Origin of the sequence: Streptomyces sp. NPDC008238, from assembly GCF_042956445.1 — a bacterium.
Lineage (GTDB): Bacteria > Actinomycetota > Actinomycetes > Streptomycetales > Streptomycetaceae > Actinacidiphila.
On the sequence record NZ_JBIBGK010000022.1, the window covers coordinates 108710 to 120103 of the forward strand.

General features: G+C 74.7%; 14 protein-coding genes and 1 pseudogene. 8 read left to right on the forward strand and 7 right to left on the reverse strand.

Annotation, left to right across the window (positions count from 1 at the left end; genetic code table 11):
* The first annotated feature begins 381 nt into the window (after positions 1-381).
* Together ACFZAU_RS32185 and ACFZAU_RS32190 are read left to right on the forward strand one after the other, a co-directional pair.
* The gene (locus ACFZAU_RS32185; protein ID WP_500555081.1) at positions 382-978 is read left to right on the forward strand and encodes a TetR/AcrR family transcriptional regulator; all 597 of its coding nucleotides are present in this window, start codon (positions 382-384) and stop codon (positions 976-978) included.
* A 106-nt stretch (positions 979-1084) separates the two neighbouring features.
* Complete coding sequence (locus ACFZAU_RS32190; RefSeq protein WP_500555082.1) at positions 1085-2122, forward strand: AraC-like ligand-binding domain-containing protein; 1038 nt, start codon at positions 1085-1087, stop codon at positions 2120-2122.
* A gap of 29 nt (positions 2123-2151) precedes the next feature.
* Here ACFZAU_RS32190 and ACFZAU_RS32195 read toward each other — a convergent pair whose 3' ends face one another.
* Together ACFZAU_RS32195 and ACFZAU_RS32200 are read right to left on the reverse strand one after the other, a co-directional pair.
* Positions 2152-3555, reverse strand: a complete 1404-nt coding sequence (locus ACFZAU_RS32195; RefSeq protein ID WP_500555083.1) for an MFS transporter — start codon at positions 3553-3555, stop codon at positions 2152-2154.
* Between the two features lie 63 nt (positions 3556-3618).
* Positions 3619-4950, reverse strand: a complete 1332-nt coding sequence (locus tag ACFZAU_RS32200) for a PP2C family protein-serine/threonine phosphatase (RefSeq protein ID WP_500555084.1) — start codon at positions 4948-4950, stop codon at positions 3619-3621.
* A 27-nt stretch (positions 4951-4977) separates the two neighbouring features.
* Here ACFZAU_RS32200 and ACFZAU_RS32205 point away from each other — a divergent pair, with 27 nt between their 5' ends.
* Complete coding sequence (locus ACFZAU_RS32205) at positions 4978-5184, forward strand: hypothetical protein (RefSeq protein WP_500555098.1); 207 nt, start codon at positions 4978-4980, stop codon at positions 5182-5184.
* A 68-nt stretch (positions 5185-5252) separates the two neighbouring features.
* On the opposite strand, the gene ACFZAU_RS32210 is transcribed toward ACFZAU_RS32205, so the two are convergent.
* From ACFZAU_RS32210 to ACFZAU_RS32225, 4 genes are all read right to left on the reverse strand, one after another.
* Positions 5253-6545 carry an erythromycin esterase family protein gene (locus ACFZAU_RS32210; protein WP_500555085.1) on the reverse strand — a complete coding sequence of 431 codons (1293 nt, stop codon included), beginning with the start codon at positions 6543-6545 and terminating at the stop codon, positions 5253-5255.
* Between the two features lie 4 nt (positions 6546-6549).
* Entirely contained in the window at positions 6550-6738 is a 189-nt protein-coding gene (locus tag ACFZAU_RS32215) for a hypothetical protein (RefSeq protein ID WP_500555086.1), read from the reverse strand.
* A 96-nt stretch (positions 6739-6834) separates the two neighbouring features.
* On the reverse strand, positions 6835-7224 hold the full coding sequence (locus ACFZAU_RS32220) for a hypothetical protein (protein ID WP_500555087.1): 390 nt from the start codon (positions 7222-7224) through the stop codon (positions 6835-6837).
* A 126-nt stretch (positions 7225-7350) separates the two neighbouring features.
* On the reverse strand, positions 7351-7719 hold the full coding sequence (locus tag ACFZAU_RS32225; RefSeq protein ID WP_500462510.1) for a hypothetical protein: 369 nt from the start codon (positions 7717-7719) through the stop codon (positions 7351-7353).
* A 224-nt stretch (positions 7720-7943) separates the two neighbouring features.
* Between ACFZAU_RS32225 and ACFZAU_RS32230 the strand changes: the two genes are divergently transcribed.
* Complete coding sequence (locus tag ACFZAU_RS32230) at positions 7944-8360, forward strand: DUF3618 domain-containing protein (RefSeq protein WP_500555088.1); 417 nt, start codon at positions 7944-7946, stop codon at positions 8358-8360.
* Entirely contained in the window at positions 8357-8623 is a 267-nt protein-coding gene (locus ACFZAU_RS32235) for a DUF4235 domain-containing protein (protein ID WP_500555089.1), read from the forward strand. The genes ACFZAU_RS32230 and ACFZAU_RS32235 overlap by 4 nt, the downstream gene beginning before the upstream one ends.
* A 519-nt stretch (positions 8624-9142) precedes the next feature.
* Here ACFZAU_RS32235 and ACFZAU_RS32240 read toward each other — a convergent pair.
* Positions 9143-9763, reverse strand: coding sequence for an SMI1/KNR4 family protein (locus tag ACFZAU_RS32240; protein ID WP_500555090.1), 621 nt, complete (start codon positions 9761-9763; stop codon positions 9143-9145).
* Between the two features lie 420 nt (positions 9764-10183).
* Between ACFZAU_RS32240 and ACFZAU_RS32245 the strand changes: the two genes are divergently transcribed.
* The 3 genes and pseudogenes from ACFZAU_RS32245 to ACFZAU_RS32255 all read left to right on the forward strand — a co-directional run.
* Complete coding sequence (locus ACFZAU_RS32245) at positions 10184-10909, forward strand: STAS domain-containing protein (protein ID WP_500555091.1); 726 nt, start codon at positions 10184-10186, stop codon at positions 10907-10909.
* 101 nt (positions 10910-11010) lie between these two features.
* Complete coding sequence (locus ACFZAU_RS32250) at positions 11011-11229, forward strand: DUF5133 domain-containing protein (protein WP_499610089.1); 219 nt, start codon at positions 11011-11013, stop codon at positions 11227-11229.
* A 40-nt stretch (positions 11230-11269) separates the two neighbouring features.
* Positions 11270-11394 (forward strand): annotated as a pseudogene (locus tag ACFZAU_RS32255) (carboxylate--amine ligase); the annotation flags it as partial.

Sequence of the window (11394 nt, forward strand, 5' to 3'; positions counted from 1 at the left end):
CGACATGCGCGCCGAACCCATAGCGACGGAAACCGGATCCGCCCAGTTGTGGCATGTTCTCCGGCTTGACGGAAGCGCCTTGTGCGGCCGTGCGCTCGCCGCCAGGTCCGTCCCCGCCCCTGATGACGACGACTGCCGCGACGAGTACTGCACCCCGTGCATGACCGCGGTGGCCACGGCGGCGTCCCGCCGCGGCAGGCTCCGCCCCATGGTCTGATGGTCTGACCCTGCCGTGCGCACACGTTCCGTGTCGGCGGAACTGCCGCTGGTGCACCCAGCGTTCGGCGCACGCACCGGAAAGCGGACCTTGAGGTCCGCTACGATGGGGCACCCCAGCGGGGAGACCGAACCCCCACCGACCGCAGACAGGCCGCCCGCCCCATGAGCCCCTCGCCCACCCCCACCCCCTCCCCCGACCCCGACCCCGCCCGGCCGGCGTCCGCCCCACCACGACGGGCGGACGCCCGCCGCAACCACGAACGGGTGGTCGCCGCCGCGGTGGACGTCTTCCGCGAACGCGGCACCCTGGCCACCGTCCCCCAGATCGCGGCCCGGGCCGAGGTCGGCAAGGCGACGGTCTACCGCAGTTTCCCCACCAAGGAGGACCTGCTGGAGACGGTCACCCGGCTGAGCCTGGAGGAGCTCGGGCGGCGCACCGCGGCGGCCCAGGACGCGCCCGGCCCCGACGAGAGCTTCCGGCGGCACGTCCTCGCCCTTTTCGACGTGCTGGCCCACGACCGCCTGCTCGCCGAACGGCTGGCGGACGGCGCCTCGCCGGCCGCCGTGTCGGTCCTGGAGTCGCTGACCGGTGCCATGGAGTCCGCCCGGGCGGCGGGGGCGCTGCGCCAGGACGCCACCCCTCTGGATCTGCGGGTGCTCCTGTGCGGCGCGGCCCTCCAGTTGGTGCGGCTCGAGGAACGTGACCCGGCGGTCTGGCACCGCTACGCGGACATGGTGCTGCGCGGTCTCGGCCGCTGAGCGGGGCGCGGGGCGCGCCCCGGCGGGCAAACAGCCCGCAATATTCCGGCCCTCGGCTCCCGGACCGTGCCGCGGGGATTTATGGTGCGAATGTCGGACGTATCAGATGATCCGATGGTCGTGTGCGCAGGAGGCCCCGCGGCCCCGTGCACTCCAACTGACGCCATGGCACAAGGCATTCGACACCGAGGCACTTCCCCCCGACGAGCGGGCGGAGTACTGGCGGGACGCCGTCCAGCAGGCCTTCACCCGGTTCGAGATCCGGACCCACGACGAGGGGGCGGTACGCGGATCCCTCTGGCTGGCGTCTGTGGGCGCCGTCCACATAGGCCACGTCGAGGCCGGTCCCCAGCGGATGACCCGGACGCGGGGGACCATCGCCAACGACTCCAGTGCCGCGCTCATCGTGAGCCTGCAGGAAGCGGGGAACAGCGTCGTGGCCCAGGACGGCCGGGAGACGCTCCTCACGCCCGGTGAGATCGTCCTCGTCGACTCACGACGGCCCTTCCTCCGCGACTTTCCCGGCGGTTTCCGGCAGAACATCGCCGCGATACCCCTGGAGATGCTGGACGTCCCCGACGCGTACCTGGCCCGGGTCATCGGCCGGGCGTACCCGGCGACGCACGACATCGGCGGCATCCTCGCCTCGTTCGTGAGCAGGCTCGCCCTGGCGGCGGAGTCCAACGCCTGCCTGTCGGGTACGCACCACTACTTGGAGCGGGGGATGGTCGACGTCCTCACCGCGCTGGGGGCGCACGAGGGGCGGCTCGGCGCCGATGTCTCGCCGACCGCGGAGGAGACACTGCGGCTACTCGTCCGCGGCTACATCAGGACGCACCTCAATGATCCGGATCTCTCCCCGGCCCTGATCGCGGCCGCCCACCACGTCTCCGTGCGCTACCTGCACAAGCTGTTCCAGGACGAGGACCTGACCGTCGGCCGGTCGATCCGCCGTCAGCGGCTGGAGGCGGGCCTCGACGACCTCACGCGTCCCGAACTGGCGGGACTGACGGTGGAGACGATCGCGCGGCGGCGGGGTTTCGCCGGCCCGGCACACTTCAGCCGGGTCTTCCGCGCGACCTACGGCGTGTCCCCGGCATCGTGGCGCCGCATGGCGGCCGCCCGGACCCCACCGCACGCATGACCGGCGTCACCATGACGCGCCGCCCCGGCCTACGCCTGCGGCACCACTCCGTCGGCCGGGGAGCGGGCGGTCCGGGGCTCGCGGTCGTCGGGCGTCTCCTCGGCGCGGCTGAGCGCCGCGTTCCTGGTGTCGGGCATGAGGACGTACGTGACGAGGGAGACGAACGCGCACGCCGACACGTACCAGAAGAAGGCCGACTCGTGGCCCGCGTCCTTGAACCACAGGGCCACGTACTCGGCGGTGCCGCCGAACAGCGCGTTGGCGACCGCGTACGGCAGCGCCACGCCCAGCGCCCGCACCCGGGTGGGGAACAACTCGGCCTTCACGGCGGCGTTGATCGAGGTGTAGCCCGTGACCATGACGAGCGCCGCCAGCGTGAGCCCGAGCGCGGGCCAGTACGAGGAGGCCGAGCCGAGCGCCGTCATGATCGGGTAAGTGCCGAGGGTGCACCCCACCGCGAAGGTGATCAGCAGCGGCCTGCGGCCGATCCGGTCGGAGAGCGCCCCCGCCAGGGGCTGGAGCAGCGCGAAGACGGACAGCGCGGTGAAGCTCACCAGGGTGGCGGTGTTCTTGGCCATGCCGGCGCTGCCGATCAGGTACTTGGTGAGGTAGGTCGTGTACGTGTAGTAGGCGACGGTGCCGCCCAGGGTGAGCGCCATGACCAGGAGCGCCTGGCGCCGGTGCTCCCACAGCAGCCGGAGCGAGCCCCGGGCGTCGTCCCCGGACCCGGCCTCCTCGGCGAAGGCGTCGGTCTCCTCCAGGCTGCGCCGGATCCAGAAGACCACCACCGCGAAGACCGCGCCCAGGGCGAAGGGAACGCGCCAGCCCCACGTGTGCAACTGGGCGTCGGTCAGCACGTGCTGGAGGACGATCAGGACCGCCAGGCCCAGCAGCTGACCGGCCGTCATCGACACGTACTGGAAGGACGAGCCGAAGCCGCGCCGGTTCCGGGCCGAGGCCTCGGTGAGGTAGGTCGCGCTGGCCGCGTACTCGCCGCCGATGCTCATGCCCTGCAGCAGCCGGGCGAACAGCAGGACGAGCGCTCCGGCGTAGCCGGCCTGCCCGTACGTCGGGGCGACCGCGATCAGCAGGGCGGCGACCGACATCATGGTGACGGTGAGGGTCAGCGCGCTCTTGCGGCCGTGGCGGTCGGCGGCGCGGCCCAGCACCCAGCCGCCGACGGGGCGCATGAGGAAGCCGACCGCGAAGATGCCGGCGGTGTTCATCAGCCGGGTGGTCGGATTGCCGCCGGGGAAGAAGGAGTCGGCGAAGTAGACGGCGAAGCCGGCGTAGACGAACCAGTCGTACCACTCGACGAGATTGCCCAGCGAGCCTCCCACGAGGGCGAGGCGGCGCTTGCCGGGCTTCCGGGCGGACGGGGGCCCGGGCGCGGGCGCGGGTGCGGGCGCGGGCGCGGCGGGGGTCGGCGGCATGGGCGGCTCCAGCGGAAAAGCCCCGGACGGGGACGAGGTACGGCGCCCGGGTCTAACGTCCCGCTACGAATCCGGGTCACGGACGACGCGCCGTGCGACGGCCCGGGGAGCGGCGTCGACGTGGTCGCGTTCCCGCTCCCGTACGTGGTGCACGTGGTGGTCGCCGATGAGCTTGGGCGAGCGCTGGATCACCACCATCGCCGCGTCGTCGCGCAGCGGCCCGCCGACGTGGCGGACCAGGTCGTCGCGCAGGTGCCGGAGCAGCGCCTCGGGGCCGCTGCCGCCCCACAGGGCGACGCGCTCGGCGAGCGGGTAGAAGGAGCCGTCGGGTGACCGGGCCTCGAGCACGCCGTCGGTGTGCAGCAGGAGGGTGTCGTCGTCCTCGAAGGTGAAGGTGTCGGTCGTGAAGTGTTCCCTGGGCAGTCCGCACATGCCCAGCGGCGGTGCCGGGTGGTCGGCGTGAAGGGTGCGCACCTCGCCGTCGCGCAGCAGGAGGGGCGGCGGATGGCCGCAGTTGATCATCCGGGCGCCGGCGTCCTCGTCCTCGATGTCGAGCACGAGCGCGGTGACGAAATGCTCGCTGAACTCGCCGGCGACCTCGTCGGCGGGCCGCCGGGCGCGGCCGGTCGCCGGCCCTGGGGCACTGGCGGCACTGGCGGCCCTGGCCGGCTCCGCGTCGCCGGGGTCGTCCGTGCGCGCGGCGCGTTCGGCGTGTTCTTCCGCGTGCTCGGCCAGGTGCCTGCAGATGCTCGTCTCCAGGCTGTCGCCGAGGTCCAGGAGGTCGGCGCAGCGGTGCGCGGCCTCCCGGAAGGCGCCCATCAGCGCGGAGGCGTCCCCGATGGCCGTCAGGCCCTTGCCGCGGACGTCCCCGATGATCAGGCGGGTGCCGGAGCCTCTTCGGGTGGCGGCGTAGAGGTCGCCGCCGATGTCGGCGTCGTGCTCCGCCGCCAGGTAGAGCGAGGCGATCCGCAGCGGGCCCATCCGGTGCGGCAGCGGGCGCAGGACGACGCGCTGCGTGGCCTCGGAGACGGAACGTACGCGTTCCAGTTCCCGCCTCCGGCACTCGCGCCTGCGGCACATGCCCACCAGCAGCACCGTGATCACGGCCAGGGCGACGATCTGCGCCTGGTGGTTGCCGGTGAAGCCGCCGCGCAGCACGGAGATCAGCGCCTGCGCGGCCACGGCCAGCCCTCCGATGACCGCCGTGAGCCCGGTGCCCGCGAACCACGGGGTCACGGCGGGCGCGACGACGAGCAGCGGCCCGAGGTGCACGTTGCTGGGTGCGACCAGGTCCGCGGCGGTGATCGCGACGATCAGGCCGAGCGGTATCGACACCAGCGCGTGGCCCGGCTGCCACGGCTGCCACAGGTCGGCGATGCGCCGCTGGAGACCCATATGTGCCGTTTGCCCGGTGTGGCGGGAATGACGCGACCCCGTGGGCACGGTCCGGGTCCCGCCGCCGGGGTCGGCGTCCGCGTCGGCGTCCCGGCCGGCCCCCAGGCCACCAACGCCGCCTCCTTCGTCGCCGCCCTCGGCGTGTACGCCGTCACCGCGCGTCTCGGCGGCCATCGCGCCGCGCTCTGCGCGGCCGGGCTGTGGGCGGTGTGGCCCGGCTCCGGCACCGAGTGATCCGCCCTTACGTCATGTGAAAGACGCGGGGGGCCGGCTCACTATGCAGGTCAGGACGGTGATCCGGGTCACGCGGGCGGCGGCAGCGGCGTGGAGCAGGTCGAGGTCGCCACGTAGGCGAGGCCGTCGTAGTCCTCGGCCGGCACGACGGTGACCGGGGTGAGACGGTCGATCCTGCGGGGCACCAGCGCGCCGATGGACCGTGCGGGAAGGCCCTCGGCGAGCCGTCGCCGTACGTCCGGGCCGGCCTCCGCCGCGGCCCGCAGGTCCACGAGGTGGTCGCCCGGGTGCGCGGCGGCGAGCAGCGCCTCGAGGGAGCCCGGTGGCGGGGGGCCGATCCGGTGCGCGACGGGCGGCCGCGGACGGGCCGCGCCCCAGGGGCCCGGCCGGAGCCTGCGGGCCCGGAAACCGCCCTGGCCGAACAGCAGGGCGAGGGCGTAGTAGGCGTCCCCGTACCGGGCGTGGAGGTGCCGGCCCAGGGGTGCGGGGCCGCCGTCGTGGCGGGCTTTGGCGATGTGCGCGTTGTGGGCCCAGAGCACGACCCGGGCGGCCGGGTCGCGCAGGACGTCGTCGACGGCGTCGGCCATGAACCGGTCCCGGGCGGCGGCGACGGTGCGCTCCGGGTCCCGGTGCTGCCGGGGCCGGGTGACCAGGTCGGCGGCCCGGACGAGGATCCGTGCGTGCCGGAGCGGCACGGCGGCCCCGGGCGCGAGCCCCCGCACCAGTTCCACCAGCGCCTCGGCGTCGCGCATGAGGCGCTGCCGGGGGTCCGGCGCCGATCCGGGGGCGGCCGCGGCGAGCGTGCCGAACGCCGTGCGCAGCCACGCGACCCGGTGCGGAGCGGTCCGCAGCAGGAAGGCTTCGAGCAGCCCCAGGGAGTCGCCGCACCGCTGCGGGTCGATGCCCACGAATCGCACCCGGCCGTCCTCGGGCCGCGTCCCGTTGTGGGCGCGCAGCCACTCCAGGGTGGAGAGCACCTCGTGGGTGCGCCAGATCCAGAACCCCAGGCCGCCCAGCGCGGCCACGGGGTCGCCCACGCCCCGCCGCACGCAGGCGTCGACGGCGGGCCCGGCCGACGCACTGGCCTCCATCGCCAGGACGGAGAAGCCGAGTTCGGTGACGAGGAACTCCAGCAGGCGGTGCTTGAGCCGGAAGAACTCGCCCGTGCCGTGCGTCGCCTCGCCCAGGCCCACGATCCGCACCCCGCGCAACGACCGTTCGAGCGGCCGCAGGTCGTCGAACGGAGCGCCCGCGTCGAGGCCGTTCAGCGGCAGGACGTCGCGGGCCCGCCAGGCCGCGGGTTCCGGGTCCTCGGGCGGCGGGTGACCCGGGGGCCGATGCGCCGGGGGCCGGTCGGACATCGTGTCAGACCGGCATCCCCTTGCGGGAGCGGCGTTCCAGGGTTCGCCGGCGGCGTTCGGCCGCGACGGCCCGGAGCCCTTCCTCCCGGCGCTTGTTGTACCCGGGGGGTTCCACCGTGAAGAGGCAGAGGCCGCACACGTAGCCGCCCTCCGGTCCCTCGATCACGGGTTCCAGGCAACGCTCACAGTCCATCGTGCAGTCGTACCGCATCGGGAGGGTCGCGGACCAGCGGTTCCGGCGGGATCGCGGTGCGGGCGGGGTCGCGGTGCGGCGGACGAGGCGTAGGGGTCAGAGCCTGACGCTGCGCCGGCTGACGGGGACGCCGTCCCCGTCGACCCAGCCGAGGACCAGCCGGCGGAACTCCGTGTGGCTGATCATGCGGGTGGTGGTGTCCGCGGAGCCGCACTGCGCGCCGATCTCCCGGCCCGGGCCGTCGTACGCGCCGTCGTCGGTGGCGAGGTAGAGGCAGCCCGGGTCGTCGACCTCCTTGGTGACGAGGGCGTCGACCTCCCAGCCGCGCCCGGCCCGGTGGACGGTGATCACGGCGTGGCCGACGCGCCCGGAGTCGTACACGGCGAGCCGCACGCTCCGCCCGCCGTCACGGTGCGGGGTCCAGCCGTCGGCGGCACGGACGGAGGGCGTCACGGCCAGCAGCATCGCCGCGGACAGGACGGACACAGCGACAGGGCGCACACGCACGACGGCCTCCGGTTCGGACGCGACGGCCACCGGTCGGCGGCCGCCCCCATCCAAACCCCGGGACCCGGCCGGGGCCCCGGCGCGGCACGCCGGGCGGGCCCGCGATCACTCCGCTGGCCGCTCCCCCGCCGTACGCGCCATCAGCACCAGCGCGGCCGTACCGGCGAGGGCGGCGGCCGTGCCCGCGGCCCGGAAGCCGCGCGAGGAGCGCCAGGACAGCACCGACCAGCGCGACTGGGCGGACAGCAGTGAGCCCAGGCTCAGCCAGGAGCCGCCGGACAGCAGGGACAGGGCGGAACCGACGGACGCGGCGGACAGGGCGCTGCCGACCGAGCCGACGGACAGCACCGAGCCGACGGAGCCGATGGAGAGCACGGAGCCCACCGACCCGATGGAGAGGACCGAGTCCTGCGACCAGAGGGAGAGCGTGGATCCCGCGCAGGAGGCCGACGGCGGCGTGGAGGAAGTCTTCATGGCCCCCATCCTGCCGAACCCACGGCCCGCGCACATCGCCTGAGGCACCGTCAGGATCGTGATCACGCGTGAGCCGGGAGGTAGCGGGAAGGCGCGCAGTGAGGGGCGGCGAGCACGCCGGGCGGACGGAGGCAGGTGGAGGCCCTGGTCGCCCCGCCGGCGCCGGAGGCCCCCGTCGAGAACGTCAGGACGGACACGGCGGAACTCAGGGAAAGGGCACACCGATGACGAGCGACAAGTCACCCACGACCGACGACCTGCGGGAGCGGGTCGAGGCGACGCGCGAGGAACTGGGCCGCACCGTCGCGGCGCTGACGGCGAAGACCGACGTCACGGGCCGCCTGGCGGAACGGGCGGGCCAGGCCGGCGCCAAGGCGCACGAGGCGGCGTCGCGGATAGGCGAGCTGGTCCGGGAGAAGACCCCGGGCCCGGCCCGGGACAAGGCCGTGAAGGCGGCCGGGCGGTTGCGGCTGCGGGCCGCGCGCACCGGGCGGCTCGCCCGCGCCAAGGCACCGCTCGTACGGGCGCAGGCCAAGCAGGCCGGCCGGGCCGCCCGGGCACACCGCGGGCCGCTGCTGGGCGCCGGCGCGGCGATGGGGGTGCTGCTGCTGGTGCGCCGCGCCAGGAGGAGGCGCGGGTGAAGGCGTCCACAATCGTCTACAAGCCCGTGGGCATGACCCTGGGCGCGGTCTCCGGGCTGATCGCGAGCGCGCTGTTCAGGCGGGCGTGGAAAACCCTCGGCCACGAACAGGACGCCCCCGGCGCCACCGACGAGGACCGCTCCTGGGCGGAGGTGCTGACCGCGGCGGCGCTGCAGGGGGCGATCTTCGCCTTCGTCAAGGCGTCGGTCGAGCGCGCGGGCGCGACCGCCACGAGGCGCCTCACCGGGGTCTGGCCCGGTTGAGGCGCCACCGGGGTTGACGCTCCTCCGCGCGCCGAGGCCGTCGCGGCCCGGGTCCCACGCAGGGATCGAACCCCGCATGGAGGCCGACGTCGTGGCCGGCACTCGCGCACTGGTCGGCATCGCGGCCGGCGCACGGGTCGGGGCACCCGTCGTGGTCCCGCCTCATGCGCCGGTCGGGGCCGAGCCTCGTGCCGCCGGGCTCACGCCCCGATCGAAGCCGCAGCCGAGTCGGCACCCAGGCCGAGGCCGAACCGCGCGCCCGGGTCAAGCCGTTCCTCGTGGTCCCGGCTCAGGCACGCGTCGTGGTCCCGGCTCACGTGCCGGTCGGGGCCGAGCCTCGTGCCACCGGGCTCACGCCCCGATCGAAGCGGGTCCGCCGTCACGCCGCAGGCAAGCCTGACGCACGCTGCGAGACCTCGCGTCGTGGCCGAGGCCCGTGCCGGAGTCGAGCCTCGTGCGCGGGTCGTGGTCCGCGGCCGCGTACGGGACGCGGCACGCGCACGCGTCGGGGTCCGGGGGTCACGCCGTGCCGGTGGACTCGCGTAGCCACGCGTCGTACCAGGTGGCGAAGGTGAGCGGGGCGCCGTCGGGGCCGATGGCCGGGCGGAGGTCGAGGTCGTCGGTTCGTTCGTCGTCCCAGATCTGACCGGCCGCCGGGCCCGAGACCACCAGCCACTGCCGCAGCGCGCAGCCCAGATGGCACAGGCAGATGGCGCCCACCGTGCGGTCGTCGCCCCACAACAGGGGTGCCCAGCGCTCGTCCCAGGCCTCGTAGGCGGCGTCGAACTCCTCGATGTCCTCGAAGTCCTCCTCCTCCGGACAGGCGGCAGCCATCGCGGCGAGTTCCGCGGCCGTCACCCGTGTCGTGGGGAACGGTTCGGCCAGCCGGTCCAGGTCCGTGAGGTCGGCGCCGTCGCCATGCCACGCCCAGCGGCCGTCCTCACCGCGCCGGACCGGGAACACCCCGTAGGCCGGGCCGGACCCGCCGGCGCCGACGAGGAGCAGGAACCGCCGGTACTCCTCGGGCAGGCGTACGCCGATCTGCTCCTCCAGCTCGGCCAGTTCGCCGGGTGTGAGCGGCTTCTCCAGCCCCGTCACCCGTTTCCGCAGCCCCGCCCACCGATCGTCCGCACCGCTCATGGGGCCGGAGGCTAGCAAACGCGGCCGGACGGCCGGAGAGCAGCCCGGCGGGAGTCCGGTGCGTCAGCCGGGACCGCCGGCGCCGCCGTTTGCGGGGGCGGATCGGGGGCACCCGCGTCACGCGGTCGGAAGATGGCGGCCGGGGCACCGGGACCCCCCTCTCCTGCCGGTGCCCGGCCGCAGGCCTGTCCGGTGACGGCCCCCGTCGCGGGGCGTCCCGGCGGGATGCCCCGAAACGCGCGGGGGCGGGCCCTCCCCGCACACCGGGCGCCAACGTGCCCGCCAGCACTTATCATTCTGATGACACCCCTTTGCCCGGAAATGTTCATGCGGGCCCCCGGGTGTCGTTCATGTCTTCCGATCACTCCACGCCGTGGTGGCGCACGCACCGGCGCGCAGCGAAAGTGCAGGAGGTACGGCATGTCGGACCGGTCTCCCGATCTGCGGGTGCACTCCGTTCCCGCGGGACCCGAACCCGCCGGGCGGCACGATTCCCCGACGCGACTGACCGTCCTGCTTGGTCCCGGCGGCACAGCGCGCACCGAGGCCGTCGTGATCGGGGAGCTCGACGCCGGGACCGCGCCGGAGTTGCGCCGCGCCCTGTTCGCCGCCCTGGAGGCGGGGGACGGCCTCGACCTGGACCTGCGCGACGTCACCGGCTGCGACGGCGCAGGGCTGAACGCCCTGCTGGAGCTGCGCAACCGCGCCCTGGCCGCGCACCGGACGCTGACGGTGACCGCCGCGAGCGACACCGTGCTGCGGCTGCTCGACCTCACCGGCAACCGCGGGGCGCTCACCCCGTCCCGCCCGTCGGCGCACCGGCTCGGCGCGGACGTCCGGCGCCTGTACACGGCGGTGTGCCTGGCCCTGCTGGACGCGGGCCTGCCGCTCGCCCGGCAGGACAGCGACGACGACCGTCCCGTGGTGGAGGCGGGTCCCCGTGGCGTGGTGGTGCACTGGGACACCCTGCTCGGCACCGGCCCGGCGGCGTTCTGGCCGGCCGGGACGCCGGCCGGGACGCATCGCCGTCCCCTCCACCGGGCCGTGCTGGACGCGCTGGCCCTGGCCGGCTTCCGCACGGTCGAGGACAGCACGGCGACCCGCGAGATCATCGTCACCGCCCTGCCGGAGCGGACCCGCCGCTGATCGCGGGCCGTACCGCCGTTGCGTGCCCGGACGAAGTCGGGGTAGGCGGCAGCCAGGTACACGGCTTGATCCCGTGCCCCCCGCCCCCACAGGAGGACAACGTGCTGCTGGCCCACCCCGCCGTGCTGAACGACCTGGTCGACCGTTACGAGACGCTGACGCTGCTCGACCCCGAGGACCCCGAGGTGCGGCGCCGGACGGCGGACGTCGCGTACACGCTCTGCGTGGCGACCGGCACGCGGGACGTCGACGCGGCGCTGATCGCGGCCCGGCTGCGACTGCCGGGGGCCCGTCCGCTGGACGACTCGGTGCTCGCCTGACGGCGCGTCCGCGACCCCTCGGCGGCCGGGAAGGAGACTCTTGCGCACGGTGGGTGTGGAGGAGGAGTTACTGCTGCTGGACGCGGAGTCCGGCGAGCCGCGGGCGCTGTCGGCGGCGGTGCTGGCGTCGGCGCGCCGTGACCCCGGCGCGCCCGGTGAGGTGTT